The sequence below is a fragment of the Nocardioides kongjuensis genome (assembly GCF_013409625.1).
In the GTDB taxonomy this organism is placed as follows: Bacteria; Actinomycetota; Actinomycetes; order Propionibacteriales; family Nocardioidaceae; genus Nocardioides; species Nocardioides kongjuensis.
Map to the genome: position 1 here is coordinate 110,723 of NZ_JACCBF010000001.1, position 20,290 is coordinate 131,012.

Genomic DNA, 20,290 nt, shown 5'->3' on the forward strand with positions numbered 1-20,290 from the left:
CCGACGGCACGAGGCCCCCTGCTCGGTCGAGCAGGGGGCCTCGTGCGCGTGGGTGTCGGGTCGGGATCAGCCGACGTGCACGCCCTCGGGGGCGTCGGTGGCGAGCTCGGTGTGCTTGACGTTGAGGAACGCCCAGATCACGGCCGACGCCGTCAGCATGAGGATCGACGCCACGAGGAAGGCGTGGACCGCGCCCTCGGGGAAGCTCGAGCCGAAGATGCCCGCCTCGAGGAGGGTCAGGTCGGTGCCCGGTACGACGGCCGTCGGGTCGCCGCCACCGGCGACGATCGCGTCGGCCATCGGCTTGGCGACCGCGCTGGCCTGGTTGTTGGTGAAGTGCAGCGCGACCGTGCTCAGCGTCGCCAGGCCCAACGCGCCGCCGACCTGCTGCATGGTGTTCAGCACGCCGGAGCCGATGCCCGAGTCCTCGGCGCGCACGTGGTGCACGGCCGTGAGGGTCATCGGGACGAAGACCAGGCCCATGCCGACGGCCATCAGGATGATGAACGGGAACACGTGGGTCCAGTAGTTGATGTCGGCGCCACCGTCGGTCATCGCCTGCAGGACGGCCTTCGGCGACTCGTCGACCGGGATCCGCGAGAACATGAACAGCGCGGTGGCTGCGAGCAGCGTGCCGGTCCCGGCGAGGAAGCGTGCGTCGATCCGGGCGACCAGGTTGGACGCCAGGCCGGCGCCGATCACGATGCCGAAGGAGAACGGCAGGAACGCGAACCCGGCCTCGAGCGGGCTGAAGCCCATGATCTGCTGGATGAACAGGCTGAGGAAGTAGAACATCGCGAACATCGCGGCGGGGGCGATCATCATGGCCACGAAGCTCGTTGCCCGGGTGCGGCTGGCGAAGATGCGGACCGGCAGCAGCGGGTGGGCGACGCGGGACTCGATGACGGCGAAGGTGACCAGGAGGGCGACACCGGCGACCAGCGCGACGATGGTCTGCGGGTGGTCCCAGCCGTAGGCCTCCTCGCCGGCCCGGGACAGGCCGAAGACGATGCCCAGCAGGCCGAGGGTGCCGGTGATGGCGCCGGGGATGTCCATCTCACCGGGGTGCACCTCGGACTCGGCGAGCACCCGCGGCACGGCGAAGGCGGCGATCAGGCCGATCGGGACGTTGATCAGGAACGTCATCCGCCAGCCTTCGACGTCGAGGCCGACGAAGGAGTCCAGGCCGGTGAGCCAGCCGCCGAGGATCAGGCCGATCGCGGCACCGACGCCGGACATGGTGGCGTAGGCGGCCATGGCGCGGTTGCGGGCCGGGCCCGCGGCGAACGTCGTGGTGATCAGGGCGAGGGCGGCCGGAGCGGCCATCGCAGCGCCGACGCCCTGCAGCGCACGTGAGGCGAGCAGCATGCCCTCGTTCGCTGCGAGGCCGCCGAGCAGGGAGGCGATGGAGAACGTCACCAGGCCGACCATGAAGAGGCGGCGGCGGCCGTAGAGGTCACCGAGACGGCCGCCGAGGAGCAGCAGGCCGCCGAACGCGAGCGCGTAGCCCGTCACGATCCAGGTCAGGTTGGCCTGGGAGATGTCCAGGTCGCGGCCGATGTAGGGCAGCGCGATGTTGGCGATGGTGGAGTCGAGCACCACCATCAGTTGGGCGGTGAGGATCAGCACGAGCGCCAGGCCGGCGTGCTTCGTGGTGGTCACCTCGGCTTCCGCGGGCGAGGTCGTCCCCGCGGGGTCGAGCGATTCGACGTCGGTCATGAGGGTTCCTTCGTGAGGAGGCGGGCGAGAGGAGGTCAGCCGCGGGTGGCGGCCGGGATGATGACCTGGTCCACCACGCGGGCGATCAGGTCCTGGGTCGGGGGGTCTCCGAGCAGGAAGCCGCGGTGCAGCACGATGCCGGGCAGCGCCGCGGTGAGGATGTCGAGGTCGACGTCGTCGCGGAGCTCGCCGCGCTGGCGGGCCCGTTCGTAGACGACGCGGCCGACCTCGACCTTGGGGGCGATGAAACGGTCCCGGAAGGCCGCGGCGAACTCCGGGTCACGACCGATCGCGGTGACGACGCTGCCGAGGAGCGCGGTCTGGTGCTCGTCGGTGAGGCCGCCGTGGCCGCAGTACATGCTGAGCAGGTCGCCCCGCAGGCTGCCGGTGTCCGGCGGCGTCTCCAGTGGCGTCTTCTGCGACATGAGCGCGTCGATGACCAGCGCCGCCTTGCCGTCCCACTTGCGGTACAGCGTGGCCTTCGACGCCTTCGCCCTGGTGGCGACGGCGTCCATGGTGAGCCGGTCGTAGCCGACGTCGACGAGGACGGCGATCGCGGCGTCGAGGATCTCCTGCTCCCGGTCGCCCTCGACGCGGGGTCGGCTCGGCGCCTCGCGGCGGCTGATGCGGGGGACCATGGTGACTCCGGGTGGTTCGATGGAACGGAACGGTTTCGTTCCACATAGATAGTACGGAACGGTTTCGTTCTGTCAACCCCATTTCCGTCGAGCCCGTTCCCCGGCTTGTCGGAAGGACCCGGCAGGATGTCCCCATGAGCGACGCCGACCTCCCCGCCGTCCCGCCCGAGGCCCGCGAGGAGCACGCGACGATCAGCGAGGTGATCGAGGACGCGCGCTACCGCTACTACGTCCTGGACGACCCCACGCTGTCCGACGCGGACTTCGACCAGCGGATGCGCCGGCTCGAGGCGCTCGAGGAGGAGTTCCCCGAGCTGCGCACGCCGGACTCGCCGACCCAGAAGGTCGGCGGCGCGGTCGCGACCGACTTCACCGCGGTCGACCACCTGCAGCGGATGGAGAGCCTCGACAACGCCTTCTCGTTCGAGGACCTCGGCGCCTGGTACGCCCGCCTCGGCCGTGACGGCGTCGAGGCGCCGGCACTGCTGTGCGAGCTCAAGGTCGACGGCCTGGCGATCAACCTGCTCTACGAGCAGGGGCGCCTGGTGCGGGCGCTGACCCGCGGCGACGGCCGCACGGGCGAGGACGTGACGCCCAACGTGAAGACCATCGCCGCCATACCCCACCGGCTCACCGGCACCGACGAGTTCCCGGTGCCGGCGCTGGTCGAGGTGCGCGGGGAGGTGTTCTTGCCGGTCGCGGCCTTCGAGGCGCTCAACGTGTCGATGACCGAGGCCGGCCGGCCCGCCTTCGCCAACCCGCGCAACGCGGCCGCCGGCTCGCTGCGCCAGAAGGACCCGCGGGTCACCGCGTCCCGCGCGCTCGGGATGGTCTGCCACGGCATCGGCGCCCGCGAGGGCTTCGAGCCGAAGGCCCAGTCGCAGGCCTACGAGGCGCTGGCCGCATGGGGCCTGCCGGTCTCCGAGCAGGTCCGGGTGCTGCCCACGCTCGCCGACGTCGAGGGCTACATCGCCAACGCCGGCGAGAACCGGCACACGATCGTGCCCTACGAGATCGACGGCGTCGTGGTGAAGGTCGACGACGTCGCCCTGCAGCGGCGGCTGGGCTCGACGAGCCGCGCGCCGCGATGGGCGATCGCGTACAAGTACCCGCCCGAGGAGGTCAACACCTTGCTCCTCGACATCGCGGTCAACGTCGGCCGCACGGGCCGGGTCACGCCGTACGGCGTCATGGAGCCCACCAAGGTCGCCGGTTCCACGGTCGAGAACGCCACGTTGCACAACTTCCACGAGGTCGAGCGCAAGGACGTGCGGCCCGGCGACACCGTCATCCTGCGCAAGGCCGGTGACGTGATCCCCGAGATCGTCGGCCCGGTGCTGCCGCTGCGGCCCGAGGGGCTCCAGCCGTGGGTCGCCCCGACGACCTGCCCGGCCTGCGGGACCGAGCTGGTCGAGCAGAAGGAGGGCGACAAGGACCGGCGGTGCCCCAACCACGAGAAGTGCCCGGGACAGGTGCGCGAGCGGGTCTTCTTCGTCGCCGGCCGCAGCGCCTTCGACATCGAGGGGCTCGGCTACGAGGCCGCCGTCGCGCTGCTCGACGCGGGCGTGATCACCAACGAGGGCGACGTGTTCGACCTCGACGCCGACAAGCTCCGCGCGACGGACCTGTTCACGCGGGCGCCGAAGAAGGACGAGGACGGCCCGCAGCTCTCCGCCAACGGCGAGAAGCTGCTCGCCAACCTCGACGCCCGCAAGCACGTCGCGCTGTGGCGGGTCATCGTCGCCCTCTCCATCCGGCACACCGGGCCGAGCGCGTCGCGCGCGCTGGCGCAGGAGTTCGGCTCGATGGAGGCCATCCGGGCCGCCACCGAGGAGGAGCTCGCCGCCGCCGAGGGCGTGGGTCCCACCATCGCCCGCGCGGTGATCGAGTGGTTCGAGGTGCCGTGGCACGTCGAGATCGTCGACAAGTGGACCGCCGCCGGCGTCTCGATGGCCGACGAGCGCGACGAGTCCGTCGAGCGCACCCTCGAGGGCCTCACCGTCGTGGTCACCGGCTCGCTGCAGGACTTCTCCCGCGACTCGGCCAAGGAGGCGATCCTGTCGCGCGGCGGCAAGGCCGCCGGGTCCGTTTCGAAGAAGACCGACTTCGTGGTCATCGGCGAGAACGCCGGTTCCAAGGCCGAGAAGGCCGAGCAGCTCGGCGTACCGATCCTCGACGAGGACGGCTTCAAGAAGCTGCTGGCCGAGGGACCTCCGCGGGCCGCCGAGGCACCATGAGCTCATGAGGCGCGCCATCCCGGTCGTCCTGCTCGCGGTCCTCGGGGCCGCGTGCAGCAGCACGGACGCGCCCGGGGGCGCGCCGACGCCCGCGGTGTCGAGCAGCCCGGTGCCGGACGGTACGACGCCGGACGGGGCGACGCCGTCGGGGCCGGCGGCCGCCGTACCGAACCGGGTGTCCCTGCCGGCGCTCGCACAGAAGGCGTTCGACGGCAGCGGGTTGCGGGTGGGCGAGGAGGTCGCGCGGACGCCGCGGCACCGGCAGTACGCCGTCACCTGGCGCAGCGGCGGGCTGAGGGTGTCCGGCCGGTTGGCCGTGCCGGAGGGCCGCGGGCCGTTCCCGACGGTGGTCCTCGCTCACGGTTACATCGATCCGGCGGTCTACGTGAGCGGGCAGGGGATGACCCGGGAGCGGGCGTGGCTCGGCGAGCACGGCTACGTCGCACTGCACGTCGACTACCGCGGGCACGCCGGCTCCGACCCCGACCCGAGCGGCGGGCTCGACATGCGGCTGGGCTACACCGAGGACGTGATCAACGCCGTGCTCGCCCTGCGGGAGTGGGAGGGGCCCGTCGACGACGACCGGGTCGCGCTCGTCGGGCGCTCGATGGGTGGCGGGGTCGTCTACAACGCTCTCGTCGCGCAGCCCGGCCTGGTCGACGCCGCCGTGGTCTTCGCGCCGGTGAGCTCCGACGCGGTCGACAACTTCGAGCGGTGGACACGCCCGGACCTCGGCCGGGCCGGCATCGCGCGCCGCATCCTGCGCACCCATGGCGAGCCGTCGGCGCAGCCCGCGTTCTGGCAGGGGATCAGCGCCCGCACCTACTTCCGCGACATCACCGAGCCGGTGCTCATCCACCACGGCACCTCGGACGACTCCTGCCCGATCGCGTGGAGCCGCACCACCGCCCGGCTGATGGAGAGGGCCGGCGTCGACGTGACGCTGCGGACCTATGCCGGGGAGGAGCACGCCTTCGGGCCGCGGTTCGAGCAGTCGATGCAGCGGACCGAGCGGTTCCTGGCCCGCCACCTCGGCTGAGCCGGCGGCGGAGGACCGCGGCGGGACGGCTAGGCGAGGAACAGCTCGGCGTCGGCGCGCAGGGCGAGGGCGGCCGTACGACGGCCGTGGACGCTGGCGGGGCAGGGCATCCAGTAGGGGACGGCGCTCGCCTCACGGGCAGCCTGCTCCTCCTCGCGGGCAGCGAGTCTCAGCAGCTCCTGGCGGACGAGGGCCCGGACGTGGTCTGAGGTGGACATGACTCGAGGATGGTCCCCACGGTCGCCGGACAGCAGGGCCGAAGGGCCCGGTCCGCCACGTCCCTTGGTCTAGGCCGACGGGTCGAGCGAGCGCAGCCAGCTCTCCGCGGCGTCCGGGTCCGGGAGCCGGAGCACGGTCAGGCGCGGGTGGATCAGCGGTGCGCGGTCGACCCAACCGAGGTCGGGCTCGCGCTCGCGGGCCTCGGAGCGGATCCGGCGCAGGGTGCGGCGTACCTTCCCGGCGAAGGTGGCGGCCTCCAGGTCGACCCGGACCAGGACGTCGCTGCGCTCGAGGACGAGCGGGCGGGCCCACGCCTCGTCGGCCGTCGTCACCCAGCCGTCGAACGCCGCCAGCCGGGCCACCTCGCTCGGCCCGGACAGGTCCGCGAGCGGGACGAGGGGGACGTCGAGGGTGCTCGCGAGGCGGGTCAGGAAGGCCGCGAGCGGGTCGCCGGGGGCGCCGGCCACGACCACGCGCTGCGGGAGGCGGCGTGGAGTGGGGGCGAGGGCGTGCACCCGGCGGATTCTAGGGCTGCCCTCAGCACCTAGAATCGCGGGCATGTCTCAACTCACCCGCGACGAGGTGGCCCACCTGGCCGACCTCGCCCGGATCGACCTCGACGACGCCGAGCTGGACCACCTGGCGCCCCAGCTCAACGTGATCCTCGAGGCGGTCGCGTCCATCAGCGGTGTCGCCGGCGACGACGTGCCGCCGACCTCCCACCCGATCCCGCTCACCAACGTCTTCCGTGAGGACGTGGTCCGCCCGAGCCTGAGCGCCGAGCAGGCGCTGTCCGGCGCGCCGGCGGTCGAGGAGCAGCGGTTCCGGGTCCCGCGGATCCTGGGGGACGAGCAGTGAGCGAGCTGATCACCAAGACCGCCGCCGAGCTGGCTGATGCGCTGGCCGCCGGCGAGACCACGTCCGTCGAGGTCACCCAGGCCCACCTCGACCGGATCGCCGCCGTCGACGGCTCGGCCGAGGCCGGCGTCCACGCGTTCCTCCACGTCGACGCCGAGGGCGCGCTCGCCCAGGCAGCCGAGTCCGACGCCCGCCGCGCGGCAGGGGAGACCCGGCACCTGCTCGACGGCGTCCCGATCGCGGTCAAGGACGTGCTGGCCACTGAGGGCCTGCCCACCACCTGCGGCTCGAAGATCCTCGAGGGGTGGGTACCGCCGTACGACGCCACCGTCGTGCGCCGCATCAAGGACGCCGGTCTGCCGATCCTCGGCAAGACCAACATGGACGAGTTCGCCATGGGCTCCTCGACCGAGCACTCGGCGTACGGTCCGACCCGCAACCCGTGGGACCAGACCCGGATCCCCGGCGGCTCCGGCGGCGGCTCCGCCGCGGCCGTCGCGGCCTACGAGGCCCCGCTGGCGCTCGGCACCGACACCGGCGGCTCGATCCGCCAGCCCGGCGCCGTCACCGGCACGGTCGGCGTCAAGCCGACCTACGGCGGCGTCTCGCGCTACGGCCTGGTCGCGCTCGCCAACAGCCTCGACCAGGTCGGGCCGGTCACCCGGACGGTCCTCGACTCGGCGCTGCTGCACGAGCTGATCGGCGGGCACGACCCGCTCGACTCGACCTCGGTCGACGTCCCTGTCGGCAGCTTCGTCGAGGCGGCGCGCCAGGGCGCCACCGGTGACCTCGCCGGGCTGCGCGTCGGCGTGATCAAGGAGCTCGCCGGCGACGGCTGGCAGCCCGGCGTCATGCAGCGCTTCGCCGAGACCGTCGACCTGCTCGAGGAGCTGGGCGCCGAGGTCACCGAGGTGTCCTGCCCGACTTTCGTGCACGCGATGGCGACCTACTACCTGATCCTGCCGGCGGAGTGCTCCTCCAACCTCGCCAAGTTCGACGCCATGCGCTACGGCCTGCGCGTCGTGCCCGAGGGAGACCCGAGCGCCGAGGCGGTCATGAAGGCGACCCGCGACGCCGGCTTCGGCGACGAGGTCAAGCGCCGGATCATGATCGGCACCTACGCCCTGTCGAGCGGCTACTACGACGCCTACTACGGCCAGGCGCAGAAGGTCCGCACGCTCATCTCGCGCGACTTCGCGGCCGCCTTCGAGAACGTTGACGTGCTGGTCTCGCCGACCTCGCCGACCACGGCGTTCCCGCTGGGCGACAAGCTCGACGACCCGCTGGCGATGTACCTGCAGGACCTCGCCACGATCCCGGCCAACCTGGCCGGCGTACCCGGCATCTCGGTCCCCGCCGGCCTCGCCGACGAGGACGGCCTGCCGGTCGGCTTCCAGGTGCTGGCGCCGGCGCTCGCCGACGACCGGCTCTACCGCGTCGGCGCTGCCGTCGAGGCGGCCCTGACCTCCCGCTGGGGCGGTCCGATCCTTGCCAAGGCTCCGACCCTGGAGGTGTCTCGATGACCGAGGTTCTCGTTCCCTTCGACGAGGTCATCGCGAAGTACGACCCCGCCCTCGGCCTCGAGGTGCACGTCGAGCTCAACACGAACACGAAGATGTTCTGCGGCTGCCCGGCCGTCTTCGGCGGCGAGCCCAACACCCAGGTCTGCCCGACCTGCCTGGGCCTGCCCGGCGCGATGCCGGTCGTCAACGGCAAGGCCGTCGAGTCGGCGATCCGGATCGGCCTGGCGCTGAACTGCTCGATCGCCGAGTGGTGCCGGTTCGCGCGGAAGAACTACTTCTACCCGGACATGCCGAAGAACTTCCAGACCTCCCAGTACGACGAGCCGATCGCCTTCGACGGCTGGCTCGACGTCGAGGTCGAGGGGGAGACCTTCCGGGTCGAGATCGAGCGCGCCCACATGGAGGAGGACACCGGCAAGTCCACCCACGTCGGTGGCGCGACCGGCCGGATCCACGGCGCCGACTACTCGCTGGTCGACTACAACCGTGCCGGCATCCCCCTGATCGAGATCGTCACCCGCCCGATCCTGGTGCCGGCCGAGAAGGCTCCGGCCGTGGCCCGCGCGTACGTCGGGCAGCTCCGCGACCTGATCCTCGCCCTCGGCGTCTCCGACGCCCGGATGGACCAGGGCTCGATCCGCGCCGACGTGAACCTGTCGCTCGCGCCGAAGGGTGCCGACAAGCTCGGGACGCGCTCGGAGACCAAGAACGTCAACTCGCTGCGCTCGGTCGAGCGCGCGGTCCGCTACGAGATGTCGCGTCACGCCGGCATCCTCGACGCGGGCGGCTCGGTGCTGCAGGAGACGCGGCACTTCCACGAGGACACCGGTACGACGTCCTCGGGCCGCGAGAAGTCCGACGCCGAGGACTACCGCTACTTCCCCGAGCCCGACCTGGTGCCCGTGGCACCCTCGCGCGAGTGGGTCGAGGAGCTGCGCGGCACGCTGCCCGAGAACCCGACCCAGAAGCGGGCCCGGCTCCAGGAGGAGTACGGCTTCTCCGACCTGGAGATGCGTGACGTCTGGGCGGCCGGCGCGCTGCCGCTGATCGAGGCCACCGTCGCCGAGGGCACCGCCCCGCAGTCGGCGCGCAAGTGGTGGGTCGCCGAGCTGCTGCGCCGCGCCAACGACGCCGGCGTCGAGCTGGCCGAGGTCGGCGTGACCCCGAAGCAGGTCGCCGAGGTGCAGGCCCTGGTCGACGCCAAGACGATCAACGACAAGCTGGCCCGCCAGGTCTTCGACGGCCTCATCGCCGGCGAGGGCACGGCTGCCGAAGTCATCGAGAAGCGCGGCCTCGCGCTCGTGTCCGACGACGGTCCGCTGATCGCAGCCATCGACGACGCGCTCGCCGCCCAGCCCGACATCGCCGAGAAGATCCGGGGTGGCAACCACGCCGCCGCCGGCGCGGTCATCGGTGCGGTCATGAAGGCGACCCGGGGCCAGGCCGACGCCGCCCGAGTGCGCGAGCTGATCCTCGAGAAGCTCGCCTGAGCCCACCGCTGCGGAGCCGCCCGTCCCCGGATGAACCGGGGGCAGGCGGCTCCGGTGCTGTCCGGGTCACGCCGCCAGGCCGGCGTAGGTGTCGCGGAGGACCGCGCGCACCAGGTCGGGGTGATGCATCACCTGGGGCCAGGTGAACCGGAGCACCCGCCAGCCGGTGGCGGCCAGAGCGTTGTAGCGCTCGCAATCCGTCTCGAACGCGTGCTTCTCCCTGCCGTGGAACTCCCAGGACTCCGCCTCGAGGACAACGCCGGCCAGCGGGTCGACCAGGTCGGGGTGCAGCACGAGCCCTCGCGCGTGGATCTCGAACTGCGGCACCACGGGTACCCCCGCCTCGATGGCGATCGCCCTCAGCGCCGACTCGAACGGGTTGGCCGCGACCTTCGTCGCATGCAGCAGGACCGCACGGTCACGCCCGGAGGCCGCGGCCTGCAGGTCGTCGTACGTCATCGCGTCGTGGCGCAGGGCCGAGTCGGCCACGGCCAGCGCATCCGCGAACGGAAGGTGGCGGGCACACTGCAGGACGGTCGCGAGTGGGCTGGTGGCCCAGCCCTCGGTCGTGGTGCCACGGGGGAGGCGATGCACGTCTGCCGCCCCGACCCGGGCAGCGGTCGCCCGTGGGGTACGCCGACCTGCGGTCGCCGGGGCGGCATCCGGACCTCCCACCCCCAGTGCAGGGCGGCGCTGAGGAGCGTGACGTGACCGCCGACCAGCACGGCCGCGCGTCGGGCCTGGTCCGCGACCGGCAGCGCGTAGCGACCGTGACCCGCCTGGAGGATCGCGCGTCCCTGCACGGCGGTCCGCAGACGCCGGCGCGAGGTGAGCAGGAGCAGGTCGCGCGCCGCGGCGATGCCGCCCAACCGCTCGAGAGCCTCCACCGTGTCCACCCCCTCAGCCTCTCCCGATGGCCGGGCGGCTGCACCCGGCCCTCCACAGGCCAGGTCGCGCAGCGATCGGGCGCCGACACGCCGATCGGCCGGCATGTCGCAATGCTCCCAAGGCATCGAATGGCCGGTGACGGGCGGATGAGGGCGCGGGGTCGCAGCGGAGGTACGCTGACCCGGTTACATCGAGAACACGCCCGTGGTGGGGGAAGCCGGTCGAATCCCGGCGCTGACCCGCAACCGTGGACCGCCCCTCGGGGAGCGGTGAGCCGGAGCACCCGACGCGGCGCGTCCTGACACAACGCTGTCGCGGAGAGCAGCGGGTCAGCGGCACAGGACTTCTGGGCCCGCCCGTCGGCTGCAGCGGGAAGGCACCACATGTCCACCTCCCTGTTCGTACGCCGGGCGGTCGCTGCCGTCGCCGGTACTGCCGTTGTCGCCGGTGGGTTGATGGCCGTCGCGCCGGCTCCGGCCGCGCACGCGGTCCCGGCCGCGCCCAACGCCGAGGCGAGTGCCGCCGCGGCATGGCTCAGCGATGCGATCGGCGGTGACGGCCTGATCCCTGGTGGCGGGGTTGGTGGCTTCTTCTACGGCGCCAATCTCGACTTCGGCATCAGCCTCGCCGCGACCGGTCAGGCGCCGTCCGCCGCATTGACCAAGATCACCGACGGCATCGACGCCACCGTTGCAGACTACGTCGGCGACATCAATGCCGCGGCGAACGCAGGCAAGGTCGCCCACGCGGCCTACTTCTACGCCGTGACCGGCGGCAACGCCTCTGACGCGGGCGACGATCACCTTGACCTCGCTGCGGCGCTGGCCGCCCAGGTCGACGACACGACGGGCCAGCTCGGCAGCACCAACACCGTCTACAACCAGGTGTGGGCGGTCTTCGCGCTGAAGGCGATCGACAGCAACGAGGCCGCGAAGGCTCGCGACTTCCTCGTCGCTCAGCGCGGTCCCGCTGCCACCGACGGTTGGGGCTATGACGCCGGTGTCTGGACGAATGACGTTGACGCCACGTCCTGGGCCCTGCAGGCACTCGCGCCGTGGCAGTCCGACACCACCGTCAAGGCCGCGATTGACGCCGGAGCGACCTACCTGCGCTCGACGCAGAAGCCGAGCGGCGGGATCGATGCGGGCTTCCTGGGGGTGAACGCCAACAGCACGGGGCTTGCCGCGTACGCGTTCGGCCTCACAGGACGTACGACCGAGGCCTCTGCTGCCGCATCGTGGGTAGCGGCCCACCAGTCCGTCGCTCTCGCGGGCTGTGGCGTGCCCGGGCCGAATGCCGGTGCCATCGCCTATGACGACCTCGCGTTCGCCGGCGGCGTGACCGCGGACGAGGTCGACCAGGCCGGGCCTGCGACCGCGCAGGCCCTGGAGGGCCTGGCCTACCTCCCGGCGGCCCAGCCGAGCCTCCCGAAGTTCGCCGATGCCGGTACGACGAACAGCCTTCCGCTCCAGGGGGCGCGCACCGGTCAGCAGGTCTGCGTCACCGGGCTCGGCGCCCCGCAGCAGTTGACCGCCCCGGCCTCCGCCACCTACGCAGCGCCGGCGGGCACTGCCGACCACCCGGTCACGCTGACCTTCCTCGGAGGCAGCACCACGACGACCCTCAAGGCCCTCGACGCCACCAGGCTCAAGGTCAAGGTCGCCACCAAGCTCAAGGCGAACAAGAAGGCCACGATCAAGGTCAAGGGTCTCGCCGCCGGCGAGAGCGTGAGCGTGAAGATCGGCAAGAAGACCGCCACCGGCACCGCGAACGCCAACGGCGTCGCCAAGGTGAGGATCAAGGTGAAGAAGAAGGGCAAGGCCAAGGTCAAGGTGGTCGGTCAGTTCCCCGACCGCAAGGGCAAGGCCACCACCCGGGTCGTGTGATGACCTCCAGCAGCACCCTGCGCACTGCAGCCGCGACGATCCTCGTCGCGGCTGCCGTCGTGCTGCTCCCGCAGGCGTCGGCGTCGGCGGCGGCCTGTGGCGGCAGCACGGGCATCACCGTCGTGGTCGACTCCAACCAGCTCGGCGCCGGCATCAGCGCGGGCTGCGACGCGGACGGCGGCACCGCGGCGAACAACTTCGCCGACGCTGGTTACCAGCTCGAGTACAGCCAGGCAGCGGGCATGAGCGGCTTCGTCTGCAAGATCAACGGCAACCCGGCCAACGGCGACTGCACGGAGACCGACGCCTACTGGAGCCTGTGGTGGTCCGACGGGAAGTCGGGCACCTGGACGTACGCCGCCCGCGGAGTGGGGAGCCTGCGCGTTCCCGACGGCGGGTACGTCGCCTTCGCGTGGCACCAGGGCAATGGCCAGGCCGCGCCTCCCGACGTCGCGCCGACCCCGCGGGTCCAGGAGGCCAAGCCGACGCCCGCACCCAGCCCGACCAGGTCCACGAAGCCGAAGCCGTCGGCGAAGCCCACGCCCAAGCCGACCCCGAAGCCCTCGGCCAGTGCGACCTCGGCGACCCCGAGCGCCAGCGCCACCCCGAGCGCCTCGGCGTCCACGGCGACGCCGACCGCGACTCCGACGGACGCGACTCCGAGCGACACCCCGAGCCAGACCACGACCACCGGTCTGCCGTCGATCGACGAGATCACCGACGGCCCCGAGGCGACGTCCGCGGACGTGGACGGCGAGAACGACGGCGGCGGGTTCCCCGCGTGGCTGGGGATCGGGCTGGTCGTGGTGGTGCTGGGGGCGGCGGGCGCCGTACCCCTGATCCGTCGACGCAGGGCCTGAGCGGGTCATGGGCGCAGGACGGCTGGCACGGGACCTCCACCCGGTCGCGTGGTGGGTCTGGGCGGTGGGGCTGGCCGTGGCCGCCTCCTGCACGACCAACCCGTGGCTGCTGCTCGTCCTGCTCGGCGTGGTCACCCTCGTCGTGCTCACCTGCCGCTCCGACCAGCCGTGGGCGCGCTCGTTCCGGCTCTACGTCTGGCTCGGCGTCGTGGTGCTCGTCGTGCGGATCCTGTTCCGGGTGCTGCTCGGCGGCGACGTGCCGGGCCACGTCCTGTTCACGCTGCCGAGCATCCCCCTGCCCGACTGGGCGGCGGGCATCTCGCTGCTCGGGCCGTTCACCCGCGAGGAGCTGCTCGCGGCGACGTACGAGGGACTGCGCCTGGCAACCCTGCTGATCGCGGTCGGCGCCGCCAACGCGCTGGCCAACCCCAAGCGACTGATGAAGTCGCTGCCGCCGGCCCTCTACGAGATCGGTACGGCGATGACGGTGGCGATCAGCGTGGTCCCGCAGCTCGCCGACAGCGCGCGGCGGGTGCGGGCTGCGCAGCAGCTGCGCGGGGGACCGGAGGGGCGGTTCCGCCGGGTCCGGGGCGTACGACGCCTGCTGGTCCCGATCCTCGAGGACGCCTTCGACCGCTCGCTGGCACTGGCCGCCGGCATGGACGCCCGCGGCTACGGCCGCACCGGTGAGCTCACCGCCGTCCAGCGCCGCCGCACCGGAGCGCTCATCATCGGCGGCCTGGTCGGGGTGTGCGTCGGCGTCTACGCCTTCCTCGACAGCACCGCGCCGCGCCTGCTGGCGTTGCCGATGCTGGTGCTCGGGATGCTCCTCGCCCTCGGCGGCTTCGCGCTGGCGGGCCGGCGGGTGCAGCGCACGCGCTACCGCCCTGACCGCTGGCAGCTCCCGGAGCTCGTCGTCGCCGGGGCCGGGATCGCCGCAGGTGCAGGGATGTGGGCGCTCCAGCGGTGGGACACGGCCGTCGCGCACCCCGGCGTCCTGGTCCGCCCCGACGTCTCGCTGCTGGCCCTCGCGGCAGCGCTGGTCGCCGTGCTCCCGGTCTGGGCCGCGCCGCTGCCGGTCACCGCCCGACGGCGCGTGGAGGTGGTGGCCTGATGCTCGAGCTGCGCGGGATCACGCTGACCTACGACGACCCGGAGACCACCGCCCGCACCACCGTCCTCGACCGGGTCGACCTGACCGTCACCGACGGCGAGCTGGTCGTCCTGGCCGGTCCGACCGGCGTCGGCAAGTCGACGCTGCTCGGCGTCGTGGCCGGCCTGGTGCCGTCGTACACCGGCGGCACGCTCGCCGGCGACGTCCTCCTCGACGGCGCCAGCATCGTCGAGCGGCCGGCCAGGGAGCGCGCCCACGCGATCGGGTACGTCGGCCAGAACCCCGCCGCGTGGTTCGTCACCGACACGGTGGAGGAGGAGCTGGCGTTCGGGATGGAGCAGCTGGGGCTGCCCGCGCCGACGATGCGTCGCCGGGTCGAGGAGACCCTCGACCTGCTCGGCATCGCCGAGCTGCGCCACCGCGACCTGCGCACCCTCTCGGGCGGCCAGCAGCAACGCGTGGCGATCGGCGCCGTGCTCACCACCCACCCCCGGCTGCTGGTCCTCGACGAGCCCACCTCGGCGCTCGACCCGACCGCGGCCGAGGACGTCCTCGCGACGCTCACGCGGCTGGTCCACGACCTCGGCGTCTCGGTGCTGGTCGCCGAGCACCGCCTCGAGCGCGTGGTGCCCTTCGCCGACCGGCTCTGCCTGCTCCACCGGGGTGGCCGGGTCGAGGTCGGCGAGCCTGCCGAGGTGCTCCGGGACGCGCCGATCGCGCCGCCGCTGGTCGAGCTGGGCCGGCTCGCCGGGTGGCAGCCGTTGCCCCTCACCGTCCGCGAGGCCCGGCGCCGCGCGCCCGCGCTGAAGGAGCGGCTGGGGGAGCCGCCGCACCGCGAGCAGCCCGCCAGCGCCGAGCCCGTCGTCGACGTACGACGCCTCGTGCTCGCCCACGGCCGCACGCCGGTTCTCCGCGAGGTCGACCTCACCCTGCGGCCCGGGACGGTCACCGCCCTGATGGGTCGCAACGGCGCCGGGAAGTCGACGCTGCTCTGGGCGCTCCAGGGCCGTCACGCCGCGACCTCCGGCACCGTCCGCGTCGCCGGCCAGGACCCGGCCGAGCTCAGGCCCGAGCAGCGCCGGGGCACCACCGGCCTGGTGCCGCAGAGCCCTGCCGACCTGCTCTACCTCGAGACGGTCGCCGAGGAGTGTGCCGCCGCCGACCAGTCCGCCCGCGCCGACGCCGGGACCTGCCGAGCCGTCCTCGACCGGCTCGCGCCCGGCATCGACCCCGACGGGCACCCCCGCGACCTCTCCGAGGGGCAGCGGCTCGCGCTGGCCGTGGCGATCGTGCTCACCGCCCGGCCCCCGGTGCTGCTGCTCGACGAGCCGACCCGTGGCCTCGACTACCCGGCCAAGCGCGCCCTCGCCGGCCTGCTCCGCGAGCTCGCCGCCGAGCCGGGTGCGGCCCGTGCCGTGCTGGTCGCCACGCACGACGTCGAGTTCGTCGCGCAGGTCGCCGACGACCTGGTGGTCCTCGCCGAGGGCGAGGTCGTCTCCGCCGGTCCCGTGGTCCCGACGGTCTCCGAGTCGCCCGCCTTCGCGCCGCAGGTCACCAAGGTGCTCGGCGCCGGCTGGCTGCGCGTCGACGACGTGGCGGCGAGCCTGGCGGCCGAGGTCGCCCGGTGAGCGCCACCGCGAGCGAGACCCGCTCGGTCGCCGTACCCCTGCGGCTGCGCTCCGGCGTCGTCCTCGCGATCACCTCGGTGATCGGCCTGCTGATGCTCGCCTGGCCGCTGCTCCTCGACGTGCCGGCCGACACCGAGCGGGTCGACCCGCCGTTCCTCTTCCTGCTCCTGCTGCCGGTGATCCTGGGCGTGGTCCTCGCCGAGATGAGCGAGGGCGGCATGGACGCCCGTGTGCTCGCGATCCTCGGCGTGCTCAGCGCGGTCAACGCGGTGCTCCGCCTCGTCAGCGCCGGTACGGCGGGCCTGGAGCTCGTGTTCTTCCTGCTGATCCTCGGCGGCCGGGTGTTCGGGGCCGGGTTCGGCTTCGTGCTCGGCTGCACCTCGCTGTTCGCCTCGGCCCTGATGACCGCCGGCGTCGGCCCGTGGCTGCCGTTCCAGATGCTCGTCGCCGCCTGGGTCGGCATGGGCGCCGGGCTGCTCCCGCGCCGGGTGCGCGGACGTGCGGAGGTCGCCCTGCTGGCGGCGTACGGCGTCGTCTCGGCCTATCTCTACGGCCTGCTGATGAACCTGCAGGGCTGGCCGTTCATGGCCGGCATCCAGGTGCCCGGGCAGGACTCCACCGAGATCTCCTACGTCCCGGGCGCGGGCGTGCTCGAGAACCTGCACCACTTCGTCGTCTACACCCTGCTGACCTCGACCGGCGGCTGGGACACCGGTCGCGCGGTCACCAACGCGCTCGCGATCGTGCTGCTCGGCCCGGCGGTGCTGGTCACCCTGCGCCGTGCGGCCCGGAAGGCACGGATCGACCGGACCGGCCGGGGGACCGCTACGGCTCGATGAGCAGGATCCGGTCGTCGTCGGCACCCGGGGTGCCGCGACCGTCCTTGTTGCTCGTGCTCAGCCACAGCCTCCCGTCGGGTGCGCGGGCCACGGTCCGCAGCCGGCCGTACTCGCCGGCGGCGCCCTTCCCCTCCCCGGCGAAGTACGCCGTCGGGTCGCTCACCTGGCCGTCGGCCACCTTGATCCGCCACAGCCGCTCGCCGTTGAGCGCCGCCATCCACAGGTAGGTGCCGGCGTAGGCCAGGCCGGAGGGGGACGCCTCGTCGGGCGACCAGGTCAGCAGCGGCTGGGTGTACTTCGCCGGGCCGCCGGTGCCCTCGACGACCGGCCAGCCGTAGTCCTCGCCGGGCACGATCCGGTTCAGCTCGTCGGCCTTGGCGTCGCCGAACTCGGATGCCCACAGCAGGCCCTTGTCGTCCCAGGCGAGGCCCTGGACGTTGCGGTGTCCCCAGGACCACACGGCGTCGCCGAAGGGGTTGCCGGGGGCGGGCTGGCCGTCCGCGGTGATCCGCAGGATCTTGCCGGCGTACGACTTCCTGTCCCGCGCCAGCTGGTCGTCGCCCGTCTCGCCGGTGGAGACGTAGAGGAAGCCGTCGGGGCCGAACGCCAGCCGGCCGCCGTCGTGGATGCGGCCGTTGGGGATCCCGGTGAGGACCGGCTCGACCGGGCCGAGCTCGTCGCCGGTCAGCCTCGCGCGCACCACGCGGTTGTCGTCCTTGGTGCAGACGTAGAAGTAGACCAGGCCGTCGGAGGCGAAGCCGGGCGAGACGGCCACGCCGAGCAGGCCGGCCTCGCCGCCGGGCGCCGTCTCGGGGATGGTGCCGACCTCGACGACCTTGCCCTCGTCCTTCGTGGTCTTCCCGTTGCCGCCGACCTTGGGCGCGGTGACCACCAGGACCCGGCCGCTGTCGCGCTCGGTGACCACGCCACGGCCGTCGGGGAGGAAGTCGATGCCCCACGGCGTCGACAGCCCGCTCGCCACGGTGGCCACGACGTCGGGGACGCCGTCGATGGTGAAGATCACCTCGCCGTCGACGACCGACCCGGTGGGGGCCGCCGTCGCGGTGCCCATCACGTCGACCTCGCTCACGTTGCCGCCCTGGCCGCAGCCCGCAGCGAGCAGCGCGAGCGCGGCGAGGCCGGCTGCGCTGCGGGAGCGCCGCGTCACGACAGCTGCTCCAGGAACTCGAGCAGCAGGTCGTGGACGCGCTCGGGCTGCTCGAGCTGGACGAAGTGGGAGCCGCGCAGCTCGACGTACGTGCTCTGCTTGCCGGTCTCGGCGAGCCGTCGGGAGGCGCTGGCCATGTCGCGGGCACCGGCCAGGACGTCCCACGTCGCGGAGACGAACATGGTGGGCACGTTGATCTGGCTCAGCCGCACGCGTGGGTGCCTCGAGGTGCTGATCGCGAGGTGGGCGTACCAGTCGACCGGGGTCGTGGCGAACTCCTGCAGGCCGATCGCGGCCGCCTCCGGGTCGGCCACCGGGAACATGAACCCGGTCCGGCCCAGCAGCCGCACCGTGCTCGCGTTGATCGGGAGGTGCCGGACCAGCGGGTTCACCGCCCAGCCGGCGTATTGCGCGACCCGGCAGGCGTTGACCGTCACCGCGCGGGCGACCAGTCGCGGCAGGTGCAGTGGCCCGAGCATGGTGGCGAAGGTGTCGCCGGGGACGCCGCACATCGCGAAGATCCCGCGGACCCGCTCCGGGTGCCGGTAGGTCAGCTCGAAGGCGGTGTTGACGCCCATCGACCAGCCCATCAGCACGGCGCTGTCGATGCCGAAGTGGTCCATGACGGACAGTCCGTCCTGGACGAAGTGCTCGATCTCGACGTGCTTGGGGTCGGCCGGCCGTTCCGAGCCGCCGACACCGCGGTGGTTCCACGACACCACGCGTACGCCGCAGTCGGGCTCGAGCAGCCGCGGCCACAGGTAGGGGTTGGTGCCCAGCCCGTTGCAGAGCACGACGGTGGGCCCGTCGATCTCGCCGTCGGGGTCGTTGGTCCAGGCGCGGACGTGGGTCCCGTCGTCGGACAGGATGTCGCGGAAGGCGATCGACGCGGACCGGACGCGCTGTCCGGGCTGGGGAGCGGAGGTCGACATGGCGTCGATTCTGCCGGACCCGGCCCGGATCGGCGGGATGCTCAGGCGTGCAGCGAGACGGAGCCCTCGACGACAGGGCCACGGCGGGCGTCGGCGCGAGCGGCGAGGAAGGCCTCGACGTCCTCACGCTCGGCGCGGCGCTGGGTGCACGCGGTGAGCGCGACCATGGCGTTGCGGCGGGCCCGCTGCTGGAGGGCGACGGACCAGGTGTGGGCGATGCGGGTCACGGGCTGGGTGATCGAGGTGGCAGGCAGTGACATGGGGGTGTCGACTTCCGGAAGGGGAGTGGCGGAGTACCGACACTACGAGCGCGCAGCGCGTCCCGGGTCACGTCGGCGTGACATCTGGGTGAACCTCGGCGCGCGTCGCCCGGGTCGCGCCCACGCTGGCGACCACGACGCAGCCGATCGCCACCCACTGCACGGGGGCGAGCGACTCGCCCACGACGACCAGGCCGGCCAGCGCCGCGGCGGCCGGCTCGAGGCTCATCAGCACGCCGAAGGTCGCCGCCGGGAGGGTCCGCAGCGCCGCCAGCTCGGCGCTGTAGGGCACCACCGAGCTGAGCAGGCCGACGGCCGCGCCGAGCAGGAGGACCCGCTGGTCGGCCAGGTCGGCGGTGTCGACGGTGAGCAGCAGCGGGGTCAGCAGGACGACGGCGACCATGCTCGCCACGCCCAGCCCGTCGATGCCCTCCCAGCGCCGGCCGGTCGCCGCGCTGGAGAGGATGTAGCCGGACCACGCCGCGCCGGCGAGGACGGCGTACATGATGCCGAGGGGGTCGAGGTGCCCGCGCTCGAAGCCGAGCAGCAGCACGCCGAGGCCCGCCAGGACGACCCAGCCGAGGTCACGCGGGCGACGGAAGCCGATCGCCGCGAGGACCAGGGGGCCGATGAACTCGATGGTGACCGCGACGCCGATGGGGATCCGCGAGAACGACTGGTAGATGCCCCAGTTCATCGCGCCGAGGCAGGCGCCGTACCGCGCCGCGACCAGCCAGTCCTCGCGACTGCGACCGCGCAGCCGGGGCCGGGCCCACAGCATGAGGACCAGTGAGCTGGTCGCCAACCGCAGCCACACGACGCCGTTGGGAGCGATGTCGTCGAAGAGGAGCTTCGCGAACCCCGCGCCGAGCTGGACCGAGCCGATCCCGAGGAGGACCAACCCGATCGCCACGCCGAGGGGCGGGCCGTGGCGGGGCGTCGTGTGCACCCGAAGAAGGTAGGACGTCTCACCGCAAAGCGACGAACCGCCG

19 protein-coding genes are annotated in these 20,290 nt (G+C 72.9%); 10 read left to right on the plus strand and 9 right to left on the minus strand.

The window, feature by feature from the left end:
• Positions 1–66: 66 nt before the first annotated feature.
• Both BJ958_RS00535 and BJ958_RS00540 read right to left on the minus strand, forming a co-directional pair.
• Positions 67–1,719: an MFS transporter gene (locus BJ958_RS00535; RefSeq protein ID WP_179724586.1), complete on the minus strand. Its 1,653-nt coding sequence runs from the start codon at positions 1,717–1,719 to the stop codon at positions 67–69.
• Positions 1,720–1,754: 35 nt separating this feature from the next.
• Positions 1,755–2,357 carry a TetR/AcrR family transcriptional regulator gene (locus BJ958_RS00540; protein ID WP_179724588.1) on the minus strand — a complete coding sequence of 201 codons (603 nt, stop codon included), beginning with the start codon at positions 2,355–2,357 and terminating at the stop codon, positions 1,755–1,757.
• A gap of 134 nt (positions 2,358–2,491) precedes the next feature.
• Between BJ958_RS00540 and ligA the strand changes: the two genes are divergently transcribed.
• Together ligA and BJ958_RS00550 are read left to right on the plus strand one after the other, a co-directional pair.
• Positions 2,492–4,594: an NAD-dependent DNA ligase LigA gene (gene ligA, locus BJ958_RS00545; protein WP_179724590.1), complete on the plus strand. Its 2,103-nt coding sequence runs from the start codon at positions 2,492–2,494 to the stop codon at positions 4,592–4,594.
• 4 nt (positions 4,595–4,598) lie between these two features.
• The gene (locus BJ958_RS00550; RefSeq protein WP_179724592.1) at positions 4,599–5,633 is read left to right on the plus strand and encodes an alpha/beta hydrolase family protein; all 1,035 of its coding nucleotides are present in this window, start codon (positions 4,599–4,601) and stop codon (positions 5,631–5,633) included.
• Between the two features lie 29 nt (positions 5,634–5,662).
• On the opposite strand, the gene BJ958_RS00555 is transcribed toward BJ958_RS00550, so the two are convergent.
• Both BJ958_RS00555 and BJ958_RS00560 read right to left on the minus strand, forming a co-directional pair.
• The gene (locus BJ958_RS00555; protein ID WP_179724593.1) at positions 5,663–5,851 is read right to left on the minus strand and encodes a hypothetical protein; all 189 of its coding nucleotides are present in this window, start codon (positions 5,849–5,851) and stop codon (positions 5,663–5,665) included.
• 69 nt (positions 5,852–5,920) lie between these two features.
• Positions 5,921–6,367, minus strand: coding sequence for a hypothetical protein (locus BJ958_RS00560; RefSeq protein WP_179724595.1), 447 nt, complete (start codon positions 6,365–6,367; stop codon positions 5,921–5,923).
• A 16-nt stretch (positions 6,368–6,383) separates the two neighbouring features.
• Here BJ958_RS00560 and gatC point away from each other — a divergent pair, with 16 nt between their 5' ends.
• From gatC to gatB, 3 genes are read left to right on the plus strand one after another with little or no spacing between them, the layout of a single operon-like run.
• Positions 6,384–6,710 (plus strand): Asp-tRNA(Asn)/Glu-tRNA(Gln) amidotransferase subunit GatC, encoded by a 327-nt coding sequence (gene gatC / locus BJ958_RS00565; RefSeq protein ID WP_425489795.1) that lies wholly within the window; start codon positions 6,384–6,386, stop codon positions 6,708–6,710.
• Entirely contained in the window at positions 6,707–8,233 is a 1,527-nt protein-coding gene (gene gatA, locus BJ958_RS00570; RefSeq protein ID WP_179724597.1) for an Asp-tRNA(Asn)/Glu-tRNA(Gln) amidotransferase subunit GatA, read from the plus strand. The genes gatC and gatA overlap by 4 nt, the downstream gene beginning before the upstream one ends.
• Entirely contained in the window at positions 8,230–9,723 is a 1,494-nt protein-coding gene (gene gatB / locus BJ958_RS00575) for an Asp-tRNA(Asn)/Glu-tRNA(Gln) amidotransferase subunit GatB (RefSeq protein WP_179724599.1), read from the plus strand. The genes gatA and gatB overlap by 4 nt, the downstream gene beginning before the upstream one ends.
• A 66-nt stretch (positions 9,724–9,789) precedes the next feature.
• Here the strand turns inward: gatB and BJ958_RS00580 are convergent, their stop codons facing one another.
• The gene (locus BJ958_RS00580) at positions 9,790–10,317 is read right to left on the minus strand and encodes a hypothetical protein (RefSeq protein WP_179724601.1); all 528 of its coding nucleotides are present in this window, start codon (positions 10,315–10,317) and stop codon (positions 9,790–9,792) included.
• A gap of 677 nt (positions 10,318–10,994) precedes the next feature.
• Here BJ958_RS00580 and BJ958_RS00585 point away from each other — a divergent pair.
• From BJ958_RS00585 to BJ958_RS00605, 5 genes are read left to right on the plus strand one after another with little or no spacing between them, the layout of a single operon-like run.
• Positions 10,995–12,497 carry a hypothetical protein gene (locus BJ958_RS00585; protein ID WP_179724602.1) on the plus strand — a complete coding sequence of 501 codons (1,503 nt, stop codon included), beginning with the start codon at positions 10,995–10,997 and terminating at the stop codon, positions 12,495–12,497.
• The gene (locus tag BJ958_RS00590; RefSeq protein ID WP_179724604.1) at positions 12,497–13,357 is read left to right on the plus strand and encodes a hypothetical protein; all 861 of its coding nucleotides are present in this window, start codon (positions 12,497–12,499) and stop codon (positions 13,355–13,357) included. Before BJ958_RS00585 ends, BJ958_RS00590 begins: the two co-directional genes overlap by 1 nt.
• 7 nt (positions 13,358–13,364) lie before the next feature.
• Positions 13,365–14,471, plus strand: coding sequence for a CbiQ family ECF transporter T component (locus tag BJ958_RS00595; protein WP_179724606.1), 1,107 nt, complete (start codon positions 13,365–13,367; stop codon positions 14,469–14,471).
• Positions 14,471–16,099, plus strand: coding sequence for an ABC transporter ATP-binding protein (locus BJ958_RS00600; RefSeq protein ID WP_179724608.1), 1,629 nt, complete (start codon positions 14,471–14,473; stop codon positions 16,097–16,099). The genes BJ958_RS00595 and BJ958_RS00600 overlap by 1 nt, the downstream gene beginning before the upstream one ends.
• The gene (locus tag BJ958_RS00605; RefSeq protein ID WP_379146780.1) at positions 16,096–16,938 is read left to right on the plus strand and encodes an ECF transporter S component; all 843 of its coding nucleotides are present in this window, start codon (positions 16,096–16,098) and stop codon (positions 16,936–16,938) included. Before BJ958_RS00600 ends, BJ958_RS00605 begins: the two co-directional genes overlap by 4 nt.
• On the opposite strand, the gene BJ958_RS00610 is transcribed toward BJ958_RS00605, so the two are convergent.
• The 4 genes from BJ958_RS00610 to BJ958_RS00625 all read right to left on the minus strand — a co-directional run bounded on the left by BJ958_RS00610 (position 16,925) and on the right by BJ958_RS00625 (position 20,247).
• A complete protein-coding gene (locus tag BJ958_RS00610) occupies positions 16,925–18,106 on the minus strand; it encodes a PQQ-dependent sugar dehydrogenase (protein ID WP_343052516.1) in 1,182 nt (393 codons plus the stop codon). The genes BJ958_RS00605 and BJ958_RS00610 overlap by 14 nt on opposite strands.
• Positions 18,103–19,038 carry an alpha/beta fold hydrolase gene (locus BJ958_RS00615; RefSeq protein ID WP_179724610.1) on the minus strand — a complete coding sequence of 312 codons (936 nt, stop codon included), beginning with the start codon at positions 19,036–19,038 and terminating at the stop codon, positions 18,103–18,105. The genes BJ958_RS00610 and BJ958_RS00615 overlap by 4 nt, the downstream gene beginning before the upstream one ends.
• A gap of 41 nt (positions 19,039–19,079) precedes the next feature.
• Complete coding sequence (locus BJ958_RS00620) at positions 19,080–19,298, minus strand: hypothetical protein (protein WP_179724612.1); 219 nt, start codon at positions 19,296–19,298, stop codon at positions 19,080–19,082.
• 67 nt (positions 19,299–19,365) lie between these two features.
• Positions 19,366–20,247 carry an EamA family transporter gene (locus BJ958_RS00625; RefSeq protein WP_343052517.1) on the minus strand — a complete coding sequence of 294 codons (882 nt, stop codon included), beginning with the start codon at positions 20,245–20,247 and terminating at the stop codon, positions 19,366–19,368.
• Positions 20,248–20,290: the final 43 nt, after the last annotated feature.

Excerpts from the sequence above, each read along its gene's own strand:
- BJ958_RS00550 (WP_179724592.1), top strand. The coding sequence starts at position 4,599 with ATGAGGCGCGCCATCCCGGTCGTCCTGCTCGCGGTCCTCGGGGCCGCG.
- gatB (WP_179724599.1), top strand. The coding sequence starts at position 8,230 with ATGACCGAGGTTCTCGTTCCCTTCGACGAGGTCATCGCGAAGTACGAC.
- BJ958_RS00535 (WP_179724586.1), bottom strand. The coding sequence starts at position 1,719 with ATGACCGACGTCGAATCGCTCGACCCCGCGGGGACGACCTCGCCCGCG.
- BJ958_RS00595 (WP_179724606.1), top strand. The coding sequence starts at position 13,365 with ATGGGCGCAGGACGGCTGGCACGGGACCTCCACCCGGTCGCGTGGTGG.
- BJ958_RS00620 (WP_179724612.1), bottom strand. The coding sequence starts at position 19,298 with ATGTCACTGCCTGCCACCTCGATCACCCAGCCCGTGACCCGCATCGCC.
- BJ958_RS00540 (WP_179724588.1), bottom strand. The coding sequence starts at position 2,357 with ATGGTCCCCCGCATCAGCCGCCGCGAGGCGCCGAGCCGACCCCGCGTC.
- ligA (WP_179724590.1), top strand. The coding sequence starts at position 2,492 with ATGAGCGACGCCGACCTCCCCGCCGTCCCGCCCGAGGCCCGCGAGGAG.
- BJ958_RS00585 (WP_179724602.1), top strand. The coding sequence starts at position 10,995 with ATGTCCACCTCCCTGTTCGTACGCCGGGCGGTCGCTGCCGTCGCCGGT.
- BJ958_RS00590 (WP_179724604.1), top strand. The coding sequence starts at position 12,497 with ATGACCTCCAGCAGCACCCTGCGCACTGCAGCCGCGACGATCCTCGTC.
- BJ958_RS00600 (WP_179724608.1), top strand. The coding sequence starts at position 14,471 with ATGCTCGAGCTGCGCGGGATCACGCTGACCTACGACGACCCGGAGACC.
- BJ958_RS00555 (WP_179724593.1), bottom strand. The coding sequence starts at position 5,851 with ATGTCCACCTCAGACCACGTCCGGGCCCTCGTCCGCCAGGAGCTGCTG.
- BJ958_RS00615 (WP_179724610.1), bottom strand. The coding sequence starts at position 19,038 with ATGTCGACCTCCGCTCCCCAGCCCGGACAGCGCGTCCGGTCCGCGTCG.